Raw genomic sequence first — 12,578 nt, 5'->3', positions numbered from 1 at the left:
TCTCCGGTCGGGTCTGGCAGGGTCGGGGGTGCAGCGCCCGGCTACGACCCGGGCGCTGCACTCGCGTGGTCACGGGGCGGGGTCGTACAGGCCGTAGTTGATGGCCTCGGCGACCTTCTGTGCGGCGCGCATGTCGGAGCAGGGCCAGTTGTCGCCGTCCAGCTCGCAGTTGAGGCCGTCGGCGGTCGGGGAGTGGATCGTGGCCGTGTCCCGCAGCCACCAGAGCAGCGCCGACGCCATGTAGCCGTCGCGGATGTGGACGATCAGCGATGCCGCGTGCAGCTCCTCGGCTGGCGTGTGCGGCGGAACCTCGGCGGCGGGCAGAGCGAAGAGCTCCTCCAGCAGGTTCGGTTGCTCGGTCATGTGCTGCTCCTTCGGGTCGGGTTGGGGATCACGGGGCGGGGTGGGTGGCGAGGGCGAGAGCCAGGGCTGGGATCGGCTCGCTGCGACGGGCGTTGGCGGAGGCGCATTCGTCGAGCCAGTCCGCGATCTGCACGGCCAGCTCCGGGGTGAACACCGCGGCGAGTTCGCCTTCGTCGCCGCCGATCGCGTTCGTCACCCCGGCCGCCCAGCCGTTGTCCCAGTACGAGTTGACGGTCATGGCGAACGCGGCACGTTCAGCGGCCCTTCGGATCCGGGCGGCACCCTCATGGACAGTCAAGGCGGTCGACGGCGGCGGAAGCTGCACGGTCATCGCCGCACCTCCGTCGGCGCGACGTGCACGGACCAGCGGCCATCGGGATGCCGGATGATCCAGTCACCGAAGAGCGCAACGACGTGGGTCGGCTTCTCGCCGATCCGCAGCCCGATCGTGACCACGTGCCCGTCGTCGTCGGTCTCGGTGTGCTGCTTGACGAAGGTTCCGCACCGGTCGATCTCGTGGTCGACGCGGGCGATGTTCCGTGGTGTGAGCTGCCACGTCTTGCAGTCCGCGGCCTCCAGTTCGACGACGGGCCTGCAGTTGGCGCACTCGCCGCGGACGTCGGTCAGGTTGCCGTGCTCGTCGACATCCCAGTCGGCGATGTCTCCGACGTACTGGTCACAGCCGTTGCAGGCGCGCTTGAGGCGGATCGTGGTCGAACCGTCGGGGTTCTTGCGGTCGGGGGTGTTGGTGCGGGTTCGGGTGGTCACTGGTCTTCCCCTTCGGATCGGGGTGCTTCGAGGCCGAGTTGGACGGCGGCGAGGTGGACGGCGTCGCGTATGGACAGGTCGCCGTCGGAGGCTGCGCGGAGGGCGAGGGCTCGGGTGTGGAGGTCGTCGGCGAGGGCGAGTTCGTCGGGGCTGAGGTTGCGGATGCGGCCTTTGGGGCGCCGTGTTGGGCCCCAGTGGTCGTCCGGGTGCGTCTCGGTCACGGGTCCTTCTCGGGGTTGTCGGGGATGACTCGGGGTCTCCCGGGCGGGTTCGAGGCTCTGTGCGGCCCCCTGGCGGCCTAACGGACCCCCCGGTCGCCTCCTGGTGCCATCGAGGCGGGTTCAGGAGCTTCTAGGGGCGTTGTGGCGGCTCCTCGGGGGCTGGCCACAGGAGAGGGAACGTCCAGCGGTGCACCGACACCGAGATTGGTGATAGTTCGCGGCGATTTGCCCTGCCGCCCCGATACCGAGAACCCGCCGAGCCACTCCCCCGTCAACTCCCAGCCGCCGGCGACCGCCCGCACCCGCCGCGCGTCCAGGTCCCGGATGCACACCTCACCGATCGGATGCAGGCGCTTGGCATCCCGGGCCACGCACACGGCGGCCGGGGTATCCAGCGAGTGCACGGCGACATCGACCCGCCGTCCCCAGAGCGCGGCCCGCAGCGCCTCGCACTGGACGGCGTCCACGTGCGTGCCGTCGAGGAGCACATCACAGCCGTCGCGGAGCAGCGAGGCGACGAGCGCCGCCTGCGCCCGGGTGGTGGGCTCCTCGAGGCCCTCGTCCCACCAGGCGGTCGGAGTCTGCGCATCCAGCATCCACCGCAGCGCATCCAGACCCACATACCGCAGCGGACGGTCCGAGTTGGCGATCAGCTTGCGGGCCAGCGTGGTCTTCCCCGCCGCGGGCAAGCCCTGCATCAGGTGCAGCACCGGGCCGGGGCGGGCATCAACGTGCGACATCAGGCACCTACCGGGGCAGTGCGGCGGACCGGGGTGAACTTGCGGGCCCAGCGCCGCAGCCGGCGCCGGGTGTCGTCGCCGCCCCCGCCAATCCACCACTGCCAGGCGAACCAGGCGCAGGCCGCGGCGTCGACGACAGTCCACAGGCGGTCGTCCTCGAGGATGTTCTGGATGCCGTACAGCACGTAGCCGATGGCCATGAGGCCGTAGCAGCGGTACGACTCCAGGGCGCGGGTCAGCAGGGCTGCAACGCCGATGAAGGTGAAAGCGGCTCCCGCCGCGGACAGGACGTCCATCAGGCAGCCTCGCCTTCGACGAGGCGGAGTTCGGGCTTTCCGGTGCCGCGGCCTTCGAGGAGGTCCAACTCGGCCTCGAGGGCAGCAACGTGGGCGGCCTGCTCGTCCGGTGTCCAGTACGGCGGCCCGCTGCTGCGGCGGGGCGTGGCACCTTCGGCATGGCCGAAGGTGCCGGTCGGCAGCGCTTCCGCCATCAGCCGCTCGTAGGAGTTCACCGTGCCTGCTTGAGCCATGCGGACAGCTCCTCGTCGCTGGCGTTGTCGAAGGCGTCGTTGAAGTCGATGTACGTGCGGGCGGCTCGGGCGTCGGCGTGCCTGCTCCAGCAGGTCGGGCAGAGTCGGGCGGGTACGCGCCCCCACTCGGGCTTGGCGTCGAAGCACGGCCGGGGCTGGTGGCAACGGCCGCATCGGTCGGCGACGGGTTCAGGGTTCATGCCGCGGTTTCCTCAGCTTCCTGGTAGCGGCGGGCGTGGACGGTCTGGCGGGCCCAGCCGCCGTCGTGGCAGTCGGTGCCGGGCTCGACCTGGCAGTGCGGGCAGCAGGCGACGGTGCGCGCCCAGTCGGAGATCCGCTGCGGGTGCGGCTCGGTCAGCAGTCGGCCGGACGAGCGCAGTCGGCACGGCTTGTGCGCGGCGGCTCCGCAGTGCGGGCAGGGCACCGACCGGGCGGGGTGAGCCTTGGCGCGCATCTGGTGGCGCAGCGACTCGGGCATCGGGGCGCCGGAATGGATCGTCATCGGTTCTCCTCAGGGCTGTTGTCGGCGGCTTCGACGCGGACTCCGGGCTGACTCGGGTCGACTGCGTGCCGACGGCCGTCCGGCGTCGTGACGATGAGTTGGATCTGCCTCGTGCCGTTCATGCCGTCGACCGTCCAGGCCTGGGCAATGTCGGCTTCGAACGTGATGCGCAGTCGCTGACGGCTGAGGATCAGCTCACGCAGGCGGGCTTCCTCCTCGTCCAGGGCGTGCATGGGCCGACGGGGCGGGGCATGCATCTGGGTTTCGACGGTCGGCCGGAGCTTCGGCACGGGCTTCTTGCAGCGGCAGCCGGGCTTGACGACCTCGGGCTGCACCTTGCAGGCCATGCGGCACTGCTGGCAGATCCACGCCAGGTACGTGGTCTCCGTGGGCGCACTCATCGGTTCTCCTCGGGGCAGTTGCCGCAGTCGCAGGGTTCGTTCGGTCGGTTGATCTCGTTGCTGAGGTGCCGGGCGGCGGCCCGCCACGCTTCGGGCGGCAAGCTCCACTCCGGCGGCGGACCAGGCGGCGACGTGCCCGGCGGCCACGCACCCGGCCGGTGACCGGGAGGCCGAGCCGGGGGCGGCTTCTTCGGCGGCTCACGGCGGGCACGGCCGATCGCGATCTGCGCCCGCATCAAGTCCCGCAACTCGGCGCGGCCTTCACCGCGGACCGCCGCGATGTCGGCGGGCTGGATGCCGTCGTCCTCAGGGATCCGGGCATCAGTCACGACTCGGCCCCCTCGTCGACGACCACTGCGTCGGGGATGTCCTCGGCTTCGCGCGCCAGGTGCTGCGCGGACCGGGCTTTGATCGCGCGCTCCTGCTCGAGGCGTTCCGCGGCGGCCAGCTCCGCCTCGCCGCTGGCGGCCCGGACGCGGGCACGGTGCGGGTTGAGGCGCGGCTTGCCCATCGGCTGCTTCTCGGAGCCGCCGGGGCCCTTGCACGGCCTGCCTATCGCCGCCTGGCACTGCTCGACCGGGCATGCGATGCCGAGCGGGCCGGACCGGCGCACGCTATCGATCAGTTCGGCTTCGACCGGGGCGTCGTCGGAGTCGGACACGTCGCGGCCGACGCTCCAGCCGCGGGCCTCGAGCTCGGCGGTGAACCCGCGGGGCGCGCCGCCTTCGAGCATCGGCGCGCCCGACGGGCCGGCGACTCGGCCGGAGGCGATGGCCTGCACTTGGCCGCGGTAGCGGGCTATGAACTCGGCCGGGGTCTCGTCGGGCAGCGGCTCGTACTGGAAGTTCTCCAGCCGATCGGAACGGATTTTGGAGCGGAGCGAACGGACGTGATGCGGCAGGATCCACAGCTTCGCGTCGGGATCCTTCGGCGGCGTCGTGTAATAGGCCGCGACGGCGGCCTTGGCATCCGCGTCCAGCGGCACGTCGTGCAGGGCGGCGGCCCATGCCATGGCGGCGGCCTGGGACGGCTTGCGGTTGTCGAACGCCGAGCAGTGGCCCAGCAGTTCGGCGGCTTCCTTCGGGGTCACGCTGAGTCCTCCGAATCGAAAGAGGCGGCAACAGCGGCCCAGCCGGACACCGTGGTGTCGGTGCCGGGTAGCGGCTGTCCGGAGGCGAGGTCGATGACGTTCGAGTTGGCGGGCCCGTGCTTGAGCAGGTACTGGTTCGCGTCGGTGATCCACTTCTGCCAGGCGGCGTACCAGTTGCGGCGCCGGGCTCCCTCGCCTCGCCAGTGAAGGATGAACTTCTCGGTCTCGTGGTCGGCGTCGACGCGGGGGTAGGTCTGCTGCGCCCAGACGCGCATGCCGTCGGTGAGAGTGAAGTCGTCGGGCAACTCGTGGAGAGAGTCGCGGCCGTCAGGCCGCGAGGCATCAACCGCCGCGGCGGCGGTCGGTTCGATCTCACGCGCGCCCTCTCTCTCGGGGCTGGGGTTAGGGGCAGGGGTAGGGGCAGGGGCAGGGGAATGCGCGCGTGATGCGGGCGCGCGCCCGCGCGTAGAGCCTTTCGGACCCCCTTCCGCAGGAGCTTGGTGAGGGGTATCGGAGGGGGTTCCCGAAGGGGGTCCGGAAGGGGTTGCTGAACCCCTTGAATCGGGGGTCGGGTCTGGCTCTCGAAACGCCTTGCGGAGCGTCTCGATGTGATCGGCGACCTGGCGGCGGATCGAGGGCCCTCGCGCCCCGGGCTCGTCGCTCAGTTCGTTCAGCGGGATGCGGTCCACTTCGGCGAGAAGTGCGCGGCGCAATCGCCGGGACGAGATTTCCAGTGCGCCCGCCACCATTGCGCCCATCACCTTCGGCTGCTTCCACACCCCGTCGTTGCGGATGAACGACCGGATGAGAAGCTCTTCCGTCTCGTCGTCCATGACGATGAAGCGGGCAGCCTCGAGGGCCTGGAGTGTCTTCTCCAGTTCAGCGGATGTCAGCCCGCGGGCTTTACGGGACCACCGCCGCAGCGTCAGGTCCAGCAGGCCGGCGTGGTTCAGGTTCGACTGCGAGATCAGGAACAGGTAGAGGCGCTGCTCCCGCTCCGTGAGGGCAAGGAAGTCGGCGTCGTCCCAAATGCTGGCGAGGATGCGTCCATGTCCGCGAGCCATCACAGCTCACCGCCAGATACGCTGAGTTCGGCTAGGTGCTGAGTGAGATCCGTACTCATTGATCGGCCAGCAGCTTCGGCTGCACGTACCAGTTTCGCGGGGTCCGCTCCGGCGTCGAAGGTTGCCCCGACCTCGTCGATGAATCGACTGACCGTGTATCCGTCGGGTGTTCCCTCGTCGCTCACGAGGTCCCAGGCGGACTCCCAAGCGTTGATGGCTTCGACGCAGGTCACGAGCCTTTCGTCTTCAACGGATGGTCGGACCGGGGAGGCCCGCATGATGCGCCCGATGTACGAAGCGATGTCGACTGCGTTCTGTGAGCCTGCACAGAACGCCGCCTCGGTGAGTTCCGTGCGTGCGGACCAGCCGCAGTCGAGCAGCTTGTGGGTTTCCTCGGTGAAGAAGTCCTCGTCATGCCTGCTGATCGGGTGCCCGGTCTTCTCCCATGCCCATGCCCACACCATGGCGAGATGCACAAAGGTCACTATGCGCCTTTGCTCTGCTTCATCCTTGAGCTGCGCGGCCTGCCGGAACGTCTCCTGGTCGACGTCGGCGACGGGCATGGCGTTCGGCATGCTGCTGGTTTTGCCGGCGTTGCAGTCAGCGCAGGACGTGACGAGGTTGTCGGGCTTGTCGGCGCCACCGAGCGCCTGCGGAATGACGTGGTCGACGTTGAGCTTCACGCTCGGCGCTGTGGCGCCGCAGTATCGGCAGGCGTGATTGTCCCGACGAAGTACCTCGTACCTGAGGCGCTTGGAGACGGCCATGGGTTCTCTTCTTCCTGCTGGTGCTGGTGGCGGTGGGCGGGTGGTGTGCGGGGTCAGGGCCCGGCGCGGGCGGGGTGGCCGGTCACGCGGCGGCCTCGAAGGTCTCCTCGGTGTGCCGGTCGATGTCGTCGCCGGTGATGTGGCGCCAGGTCTTGCCGTTGACGATGTCGGTGATCGTTGGGCGGCTGACCCCGTAGTCCGCAGCCAGGGCACGGTGCAGATCGCCTGCCACCGCCCGCTGGCGTATCTCGACGACCTGCGCCTCGGTGAGCTTGCTGGTTCCGCTGCGGCTGCCGCGGGCGTGCCGGTCGCGGCTGACCATGTCTGCCGAGTTGTCCGCGTTGGTGCCGACGGAGAGGTGAGCCGGGTTCACGCACGGCGGGTTGTCACAGGAGTGCCGGATCAGCAGTCCGTCGACCTTGACGCCGGCCAGAGACAGGGAGACCCGGTGCGCCTTGACTGTGGGGCCATGGCGCCTTCCTTCGGGGTGCATGACGCCGTAGCCGTGCTCGTTCGTGGCTGCTGTCCAGAGCCAGCACTCGTCGGGGGCGCGGCGTTCGACCTTCTCCCAGAACCTGTCGGCGAGCGTCTTCTTCGGCGGATCGTCCGTCGTTCCGGTGCGCTTCAGCCGTTGGTCGTGCATCTCGCAGAGCCCGTTACGGCGAATTCGGCGGTTGCAGGTGACCACGCGGCAGAGAGGGGTACTGCCCTTGACGCCCCTCATGCCGCCGCCGCCAGGTCCTGCTCGGCGTAGCGTTCCAGTTCCTCGCCTGTGATGGCCTCGACCAAGGCAGCGACGATGACCTCCGCGGCGGGCGGGGTGACTGCGTTACCAAGTTGGCGTACTTTCTCCCGCTTGTTGCCGAGGACGATGTAGGTGCCGGCGAAGCTCATGGCGCGGCCGATCTCGTGGGGTTCGAGCATCCGGAACAGCACGTCGTTGATGTCGACGTCGCCCTGGATGAGCGCGTACCGGTCGCGGGTGGAGAGGGTCCCGACGGGTTCGCGGACGGTCTTGGCGGTGCCGTTGCCGTAGTAGGGGACGAGGAGGTGTTCCCAGGTGATGAGGGACTGGTGTCCTGCCGTGGTCATGGTGCGGAAGTACTGGTCGGCCGGGGTGCAGTGTTCGCCGCCGTCTCCGTGGCTGCCGTTGTTGCGCATCACGAACGCGGGCAGGTTCGGGGTGACGAGGCCGTGGTGGTTGCCGTTGGCGGAGACGGTGCCGACGGGTTCGCCGATGGAGCGCCCGCGGAGCTGGTCGCCGCCGCCGCGCATGGTGACCATGAACGGGAGCCAGGCGAGGCCGGTTTCGTTGCGGGCGGTCTGGGTGCGCAGCGGGTGGTGGGCGGAGGCGGGTTCCTTGCCGTCGCGGCCTTCGACGGGGATGAGGAGCGGCGGTATCGCCAGGCCGTCGTTCTCGCGGGTGGTGCGGGTGGGGATCGGCTCGGTGGCCGGGGTGGCGTCGTTGCGCCAGGTGCCACCCGCGGGGACCACGAGAGGGCGTGCGAACTTGTCGAGGCCGGCCTGGATGCGGGCGAGGGTCTTGTCGGCGAGCGGCTTGGTGCGGTCGCCGATGCGCTGTCCGGCGATGCTCCAGTCGATCGCGACGGCGGCGGGCAGGGTCTCCGGTTCCACGACCTGGCTGCGGCACTTCGTGTTGGGGCAGCGGTAGACGTACTGCTGGCGGTAGCGGCCCATGTCGCGGCCGGGCTGCTTGAACCGCTGCACGGCCTGCACCCACGTGTCGCAGCCGGTGCACCAGGCCCGGGGGCGCAGCCACTTGTCCCAGTCCGGGGCGCGGCCGAGCGAGCGGTGCCAGTAGGCGACGTACAGACGGTCGCGGGACTGCGGGGCCTTGTGGACGGTGCGCGGGTCGGCGTGCATGGAGTTGAGGGCGATGACGCGGGTCTCGTAGCCGAGCTTCTTGATCTCGCCGATCCAGCGGTCCCACTGGTCCCAGGCGCGGACGTCGACGACGTTCTCGACGACTCCGGCCTTGACCAGTCCCCCGCGCTGCTGGACTCCCCGCAGGTACATGGGGACTTCCTCCATCAGGGCGCGGGAGCGTTCGGCTTCCTCGGAGGGGCCGAAGCCGTCGAAGAGGTCGCCCTGCAGGGAGGCGTCGAAGTCGCGCTTCTTGCCGCGGGCGTTGGACCACTGCGGGCACTCCGGGGAGGCCCAGAAGATGTCGGTGACGGGCCACGTCTCGACCGGGGCTTCACGGATGTCGCCGCGGTAGTGGTCGACGGTGGGGAAGTTCGCGGCGTGCGACTCGATCGCCCGCTCCCAGTGGTTCGCCGCCCGCTCCATGCGTACACCGGGGATGGAGTGCATGCCCTGCGAGGAGCCGCCCGCGCCGCAGAACCAGTCCATAACCGTCAGCGCGGTGTCGTCGTTGCGGTACATCAGGCGGCTTCCTTCAGGTCGTTGCACGTGACGCGTGCGAGGGCGCGGGTGACGGTGCGGACGTGGCAGCCGAGCTGGAGGGCGATCTGCGCGGTGGACTTGCCTGCGCGGGTGAGTCGGGCGACTTCGTCCGGGTCGATCTGTGGCGGCCGTCCGGGGCCTGCGGTGTGCCGATGCCCGGTCTCGGGCTGGCAGTTGGGGTCGTCGATGTCGTCCCAGGCCAGGGGCCCGTGCCAGCCCTCGGCGACGGCGCGGCGTTCGTTCTTCCAGTTGGTGCCGCGGGTGGTGATGAGCTGTCGGTAGGCGGTGTCGACTGCGGCGGCTCGCCGTCCGTCGATGACGGTCCAGCGGCCATCGGCGAAGCCGCTGATTCCGGCGACGCTCAGCCCTGTCAGGGCTGCGATGGTGTGCCGGGAGTGGCCGAGGTAGTAGAGGGCCCGGATGCGGCGGGTGGTGCCCACTGCGGGGCGTTCGGAGATGGTGTCGAAGCGGCGGGGCTGCACGGCGAGGATGCGAGCGGCGACGTCGTGGCGGCATGACTGGCTGCGGCCGTTGATCAGGTAGGTGATGGTGCTCTGGGCGACGTGTGCGTTGCGGGCGATGAGGGTGCGGCTCATGCCGCTGTCGACGAGCTTTTGGATGTGGGGCAGCAGTTCGGCGCGAGGGATCATGTTGCGTTCACCGCGGAGGAGGCGCCGTTCGCGGTTGATACCGGCGTGGCGCTGGCCGCGGACGCACTTGGGGCAGCGGCAGCCGGGGCGTCCGGTCCGGGTGCCTCGGTAGCGGGCTTCGCTCCCGTGGGGCGGCAGGGGCTTGGGTGCGGTGGTCATGGCTGGGGGTCCTCCTCTCGGCTGCGGTTCCAGATCGCTTCGCAGGTGTCGAGTGCGGCCTGGTCGTGGCCGGGCTGGGTGGGGATGAGGGGCGCGGCCTCGATGGCGTCGCGGAGCTTGATGATCTGGGCGTGTTCGGCGGCTCGGAGTGCGGCGATTTCGCGGCGTTCGGCGGCGACGTAGCGGCGGTCGACGATGTAGTCGATGAGTTGGTCGACGGCCTTGCACAGAAGCCAGATGCCGGCGGCGACGCCGAGTCCGGGGCCGAAGGTGGTGACTGCCTGGTGGGCCCAGTAGGCGGCTTCGATCTTGTCGATGTCGGGCATCACGTCCGCCTCCCGATGGCCCAGCGGACCGTTTCGACGGCGGCGACGAGCACGACAGCTGCGGGGTAGATCCAGGCGGTCACGCGGCGGCCCTCCCCTGCTGACGGCGGGCGATGCGGCGCTCTTCGCGTTCGGCGGCCCGTCGTGCGGCGACCAGTTCCCGCATCCGGGCGGGGACGCCGATCCACACGTAGACGAGGGACTGGTGGGCGCGTTCGGAGGTGCCGTAGCCGTGGTGGCGGATGATCCCGGCGTCCTGCAGGCGCCTGGGAAGGCTGCCCCACTGGCTCTTGGGCCGGGGCGGGTCGGGCAGGTTCTTCTCCGCGGCGACACCGCAGATCGTGAACGGGGCTCCGGTGTCGGCGGCCTGGATGAACGCGGGCGTCACCTCGTCGACCCAGGCTTCGTAGTCGTCGACGATCCGGCGGGACTTGGCCGGGGCTGGGGCGGCGAACTCGGCGCCGTCGAAGGCAGGCTGGATGTGCGTCACAGCTGGTACTCCTTCACGTGTGCGGCTTCCTCGGCGGCATCGACGTCGTGGCAGCGGACGCAGAGGCGGATGGGCGGCAGGCCCTCGATGCGGCGGGTGCACCAGCGGTCGCCCTGGTCTTCGATCTCGGCGATCAGCCGGGCGGCTTCGATGAGGTCGACGCGGCCGATCACGTCGATGCAGTCGTGGTCCGGCTTGCGGGGGAACAGCGGGCGGGGCTGCTTGCAGCGCTCACAGCGGCCCTCGACGGGGACGGGGGCGGTCATGACGCGTTCTCCTCGCCGCTGAACAGGCTGGGCTGGGCTTCGGAGGTGTTGCCGCGGGCTTCCCACTGCTGCCGATAGCGGTTGACTTCGTCGGAGCACTCACGGCGGGCGTGGAAGACCGCGGAGTTCTCGGGGAGGTCGGGGCGCCACAGGTTGGGGCCGGGGAAGCGGGCGGCCTGCTGGCGGCTGGTGACGAACTCGCCGCAGCCGAGGCAGTGGCCGGGCGGGATGTCCATGAGGACGTCGGCGACGGCGGCCTGCCGGTCGGCTTCCCGCTCGGCTTCCTCGTGGCGGCAGGGTGGGAGCTCGCCGCACGCAGAGCAGATCCAGTAGTGCTCGGGCAGGACGCGCCAGGAGTGGTTCGCCGGCCCCATCAAGTGGAGCGGCTTCTCCTGCGGCTTGCCATCGGGTTGGAGGACGAACACGTAGGGGCGCCCGTCCCACGTCTCCTTCTCGGGGCGCTGGCCGCGCTTGCCGCCAATCTCCCAGCGTTCGACGGCGGTGGCATACCGCATTTCGTGCTTCTCGCCCCAGAGGTCGAGGGGGCGTTCGGCGAGTTCGACGACGCGGTGCGGCTGGCGGTCCCAGACGACGAGGATGCCGGGCTTGAGCTGGACGTAGTTGGCGAGGATGCGCTTGTCGTGGACGCGCTGCTCCTGGCGGCGCATTGCCGACGAGTGCTCACCGATCCGGTTGACCGAGGTTCGGGGCGGGTGGATGCCGCCGGTCTTTGTGGACTGGCTGACGTACCAACGGCTCATGGCGGTTGTCTCCTGGGTGTGGTGTGCTGGGCTCCGAGCCGCCCCGATTCCCGCGGGGCGGCTCAAGGCGTGTGCGGGCTACTGCTGGGTGTTCTTGAGGGCGGTGCCGCGTTCCTTGATGAAGTCACCGAGGCTGGTCGGCTCGCCGGTCTGCGGGTGCAGCAGGGGCGTGGCGAGGGCCCCGTGGGCCTCGACGTCCCGGTAGGTGGCCAGCAGGCTTCCCGGGGTTGCGTCTGCGGCTGTCGCGGCGTCGATCCAGGCGGACGGGTCGACGGGCTCGGCACCGTCGCTGAGCCAGTCCAGGAGTGGCTTGCTGATGTCGATGGCCCCGTTGGGCTCGCTGATGACCTTTCGGTGCAGGGCGGGGCAGCGGGACTTGAGGACGGTCAGGGTGTTGTCGATGTCCATGGAGCAGACGAGGCCGAACTCGTACTCGACGCCCTTGCGTTGCTCGGCTCGCATGCCCATGGCAATGGGCTCCTTGCGGCCGCGGTCGTTCTCCTGGAGGACCCATTCGGTGTGGGAGCGCATGGTGACGACGACGTGGCCGGGGTAGGCGAGCAAAGCGTCGATCATGTCGTTCTGGATGGGGGTGCCCTCCTTCCAGCCTGCGAAGGAGTTGTTGCCGTAGCGGCCCTTGGCCTTCTCGACTTGGTCGAGGGTTCCGTCGGTGCCCTTCCAGAAGTGGGACAGCGAATCGACCATGACGACCGGATAGTTGTGCTGGGCTGCGGCGGCGAGTGCTTTGACGAGGTCGCGGGGGTCGTAGCGGTGCATCTGGAGGACGTCGAACTGGATGCCGTTGATGCCGACGTACAGGGAGGCGGCGCCGCGTTCGGTGTCAATGACGGCGAAGCGCTGGCCGTCGGAGAGACCGCTGGAGATGGACAGGCCGGTCCAGGTCTTGCCGGATCCGGAGACGCCTTGAACGGCGACACGGGCCTTGGCCTTGTCCTTGCTGGCGGGCCGAAAGACGAACTCGACTTCGTAGTCTTCGGTCCGCTGGGTCTGGCGTCCGGCGCGGACCGGCTGGCCGAGTTGGGACATGGGTTGC

At 69.7% G+C, this 12,578-nt stretch carries 22 protein-coding genes; all 22 read right to left on the bottom strand.

All coding sequences use genetic code 11. The features are described from left to right. Positions 1 to 69: 69 nt before the first annotated feature. Entirely contained in the window at positions 70 to 363 is a 294-nt protein-coding gene (locus tag ACZ4D5_RS03785) for a hypothetical protein (protein ID WP_467770691.1), read from the bottom strand. Between the two features lie 28 nt (positions 364 to 391). Continuing rightward, positions 392 to 601, bottom strand: a complete 210-nt coding sequence (locus ACZ4D5_RS03780) for a hypothetical protein (protein ID WP_467770690.1) — start codon at positions 599 to 601, stop codon at positions 392 to 394. Positions 602 to 690: 89 nt separating this feature from the next. Beyond that, a complete protein-coding gene (locus ACZ4D5_RS03775) occupies positions 691 to 1,131 on the bottom strand; it encodes a hypothetical protein (RefSeq protein WP_467770689.1) in 441 nt (146 codons plus the stop codon). Beyond that, on the bottom strand, positions 1,128 to 1,352 hold the full coding sequence (locus ACZ4D5_RS03770; RefSeq protein ID WP_467770688.1) for a hypothetical protein: 225 nt from the start codon (positions 1,350 to 1,352) through the stop codon (positions 1,128 to 1,130). The genes ACZ4D5_RS03775 and ACZ4D5_RS03770 overlap by 4 nt, the downstream gene beginning before the upstream one ends. Positions 1,353 to 1,429: 77 nt before the next feature. After that, complete coding sequence (locus ACZ4D5_RS03765; RefSeq protein ID WP_467770687.1) at positions 1,430 to 2,092, bottom strand: AAA family ATPase; 663 nt, start codon at positions 2,090 to 2,092, stop codon at positions 1,430 to 1,432. Further along, positions 2,092 to 2,388, bottom strand: a complete 297-nt coding sequence (locus ACZ4D5_RS03760) for a hypothetical protein (protein ID WP_467770686.1) — start codon at positions 2,386 to 2,388, stop codon at positions 2,092 to 2,094. The genes ACZ4D5_RS03765 and ACZ4D5_RS03760 overlap by 1 nt, the downstream gene beginning before the upstream one ends. Further along, complete coding sequence (locus tag ACZ4D5_RS03755) at positions 2,388 to 2,621, bottom strand: hypothetical protein (RefSeq protein ID WP_467770685.1); 234 nt, start codon at positions 2,619 to 2,621, stop codon at positions 2,388 to 2,390. Before ACZ4D5_RS03755 ends, ACZ4D5_RS03760 begins: the two co-directional genes overlap by 1 nt. Next, positions 2,600 to 2,821 carry a hypothetical protein gene (locus ACZ4D5_RS03750; RefSeq protein WP_467770684.1) on the bottom strand — a complete coding sequence of 74 codons (222 nt, stop codon included), beginning with the start codon at positions 2,819 to 2,821 and terminating at the stop codon, positions 2,600 to 2,602. Before ACZ4D5_RS03750 ends, ACZ4D5_RS03755 begins: the two co-directional genes overlap by 22 nt. Next, positions 2,818 to 3,123, bottom strand: coding sequence for a zinc finger domain-containing protein (locus tag ACZ4D5_RS03745; RefSeq protein ID WP_467770683.1), 306 nt, complete (start codon positions 3,121 to 3,123; stop codon positions 2,818 to 2,820). The genes ACZ4D5_RS03750 and ACZ4D5_RS03745 overlap by 4 nt, the downstream gene beginning before the upstream one ends. Next, positions 3,120 to 3,524: a hypothetical protein gene (locus ACZ4D5_RS03740; protein WP_467770682.1), complete on the bottom strand. Its 405-nt coding sequence runs from the start codon at positions 3,522 to 3,524 to the stop codon at positions 3,120 to 3,122. Before ACZ4D5_RS03740 ends, ACZ4D5_RS03745 begins: the two co-directional genes overlap by 4 nt. Then, positions 3,521 to 3,853, bottom strand: coding sequence for a hypothetical protein (locus ACZ4D5_RS03735; RefSeq protein ID WP_467770681.1), 333 nt, complete (start codon positions 3,851 to 3,853; stop codon positions 3,521 to 3,523). Before ACZ4D5_RS03735 ends, ACZ4D5_RS03740 begins: the two co-directional genes overlap by 4 nt. Further along, entirely contained in the window at positions 3,850 to 4,614 is a 765-nt protein-coding gene (locus tag ACZ4D5_RS03730) for a zinc finger domain-containing protein (RefSeq protein WP_467770680.1), read from the bottom strand. The genes ACZ4D5_RS03735 and ACZ4D5_RS03730 overlap by 4 nt, the downstream gene beginning before the upstream one ends. After that, positions 4,611 to 5,678, bottom strand: a complete 1,068-nt coding sequence (locus ACZ4D5_RS03725; protein ID WP_467770679.1) for a hypothetical protein — start codon at positions 5,676 to 5,678, stop codon at positions 4,611 to 4,613. Before ACZ4D5_RS03725 ends, ACZ4D5_RS03730 begins: the two co-directional genes overlap by 4 nt. Then, the gene (locus ACZ4D5_RS03720; protein ID WP_467770678.1) at positions 5,678 to 6,445 is read right to left on the bottom strand and encodes an HNH endonuclease; all 768 of its coding nucleotides are present in this window, start codon (positions 6,443 to 6,445) and stop codon (positions 5,678 to 5,680) included. Before ACZ4D5_RS03720 ends, ACZ4D5_RS03725 begins: the two co-directional genes overlap by 1 nt. A gap of 82 nt (positions 6,446 to 6,527) precedes the next feature. Further along, positions 6,528 to 7,088, bottom strand: coding sequence for a hypothetical protein (locus ACZ4D5_RS03715; protein ID WP_467770677.1), 561 nt, complete (start codon positions 7,086 to 7,088; stop codon positions 6,528 to 6,530). A 77-nt stretch (positions 7,089 to 7,165) separates the two neighbouring features. Next, entirely contained in the window at positions 7,166 to 8,851 is a 1,686-nt protein-coding gene (locus ACZ4D5_RS03710) for a DNA cytosine methyltransferase (protein ID WP_467770676.1), read from the bottom strand. Further along, positions 8,851 to 9,681, bottom strand: a complete 831-nt coding sequence (locus tag ACZ4D5_RS03705) for a helix-turn-helix domain-containing protein (RefSeq protein ID WP_467770675.1) — start codon at positions 9,679 to 9,681, stop codon at positions 8,851 to 8,853. Before ACZ4D5_RS03705 ends, ACZ4D5_RS03710 begins: the two co-directional genes overlap by 1 nt. Next, positions 9,678 to 10,007 carry a hypothetical protein gene (locus tag ACZ4D5_RS03700; RefSeq protein WP_467770674.1) on the bottom strand — a complete coding sequence of 110 codons (330 nt, stop codon included), beginning with the start codon at positions 10,005 to 10,007 and terminating at the stop codon, positions 9,678 to 9,680. The genes ACZ4D5_RS03705 and ACZ4D5_RS03700 overlap by 4 nt, the downstream gene beginning before the upstream one ends. 79 nt (positions 10,008 to 10,086) lie before the next feature. Next, entirely contained in the window at positions 10,087 to 10,497 is a 411-nt protein-coding gene (locus ACZ4D5_RS03695; RefSeq protein WP_467770673.1) for a hypothetical protein, read from the bottom strand. Beyond that, a complete protein-coding gene (locus ACZ4D5_RS03690; protein WP_467770672.1) occupies positions 10,494 to 10,763 on the bottom strand; it encodes a hypothetical protein in 270 nt (89 codons plus the stop codon). Before ACZ4D5_RS03690 ends, ACZ4D5_RS03695 begins: the two co-directional genes overlap by 4 nt. After that, the gene (locus ACZ4D5_RS03685) at positions 10,760 to 11,524 is read right to left on the bottom strand and encodes a hypothetical protein (protein ID WP_467770671.1); all 765 of its coding nucleotides are present in this window, start codon (positions 11,522 to 11,524) and stop codon (positions 10,760 to 10,762) included. The genes ACZ4D5_RS03690 and ACZ4D5_RS03685 overlap by 4 nt, the downstream gene beginning before the upstream one ends. Positions 11,525 to 11,602: 78 nt before the next feature. Then, on the bottom strand, positions 11,603 to 12,571 hold the full coding sequence (locus ACZ4D5_RS03680) for an ATP-binding protein (protein WP_467770670.1): 969 nt from the start codon (positions 12,569 to 12,571) through the stop codon (positions 11,603 to 11,605). Between the last annotated feature and the right edge of the window lie 7 nt (positions 12,572 to 12,578).

Source organism: Streptomyces sp. NPDC025651, from assembly GCF_055558735.1.
The sequence above is the reverse complement of the archived record's forward strand: the minus strand, read 5'-3'. Positions and strand labels throughout refer to the sequence as shown.

What these genes read in the sequence shown, in the direction of transcription:
- ACZ4D5_RS03785 (WP_467770691.1), bottom strand. Translation starts at nt 363, where the DNA reads ATGACCGAGCAACCGAACCTGCTGGAGGAGCTCTTCGCTCTGCCCGCC.
- ACZ4D5_RS03780 (WP_467770690.1), bottom strand. Translation starts at nt 601, where the DNA reads ATGACCGTCAACTCGTACTGGGACAACGGCTGGGCGGCCGGGGTGACG.
- ACZ4D5_RS03765 (WP_467770687.1), bottom strand. Translation starts at nt 2,092, where the DNA reads ATGTCGCACGTTGATGCCCGCCCCGGCCCGGTGCTGCACCTGATGCAG.
- ACZ4D5_RS03760 (WP_467770686.1), bottom strand. Translation starts at nt 2,388, where the DNA reads ATGGACGTCCTGTCCGCGGCGGGAGCCGCTTTCACCTTCATCGGCGTT.
- ACZ4D5_RS03755 (WP_467770685.1), bottom strand. Translation starts at nt 2,621, where the DNA reads ATGGCTCAAGCAGGCACGGTGAACTCCTACGAGCGGCTGATGGCGGAA.
- ACZ4D5_RS03750 (WP_467770684.1), bottom strand. Translation starts at nt 2,821, where the DNA reads ATGAACCCTGAACCCGTCGCCGACCGATGCGGCCGTTGCCACCAGCCC.
- ACZ4D5_RS03745 (WP_467770683.1), bottom strand. Translation starts at nt 3,123, where the DNA reads ATGACGATCCATTCCGGCGCCCCGATGCCCGAGTCGCTGCGCCACCAG.
- ACZ4D5_RS03740 (WP_467770682.1), bottom strand. Translation starts at nt 3,524, where the DNA reads ATGAGTGCGCCCACGGAGACCACGTACCTGGCGTGGATCTGCCAGCAG.
- ACZ4D5_RS03725 (WP_467770679.1), bottom strand. Translation starts at nt 5,678, where the DNA reads ATGGCTCGCGGACATGGACGCATCCTCGCCAGCATTTGGGACGACGCC.
- ACZ4D5_RS03720 (WP_467770678.1), bottom strand. Translation starts at nt 6,445, where the DNA reads ATGGCCGTCTCCAAGCGCCTCAGGTACGAGGTACTTCGTCGGGACAAT.
- ACZ4D5_RS03715 (WP_467770677.1), bottom strand. Translation starts at nt 7,088, where the DNA reads ATGCACGACCAACGGCTGAAGCGCACCGGAACGACGGACGATCCGCCG.
- ACZ4D5_RS03710 (WP_467770676.1), bottom strand. Translation starts at nt 8,851, where the DNA reads ATGTACCGCAACGACGACACCGCGCTGACGGTTATGGACTGGTTCTGC.
- ACZ4D5_RS03705 (WP_467770675.1), bottom strand. Translation starts at nt 9,681, where the DNA reads ATGACCACCGCACCCAAGCCCCTGCCGCCCCACGGGAGCGAAGCCCGC.
- ACZ4D5_RS03700 (WP_467770674.1), bottom strand. Translation starts at nt 10,007, where the DNA reads ATGCCCGACATCGACAAGATCGAAGCCGCCTACTGGGCCCACCAGGCA.
- ACZ4D5_RS03690 (WP_467770672.1), bottom strand. Translation starts at nt 10,763, where the DNA reads ATGACCGCCCCCGTCCCCGTCGAGGGCCGCTGTGAGCGCTGCAAGCAG.
- ACZ4D5_RS03685 (WP_467770671.1), bottom strand. Translation starts at nt 11,524, where the DNA reads ATGAGCCGTTGGTACGTCAGCCAGTCCACAAAGACCGGCGGCATCCAC.
- ACZ4D5_RS03680 (WP_467770670.1), bottom strand. Translation starts at nt 12,571, where the DNA reads ATGTCCCAACTCGGCCAGCCGGTCCGCGCCGGACGCCAGACCCAGCGG.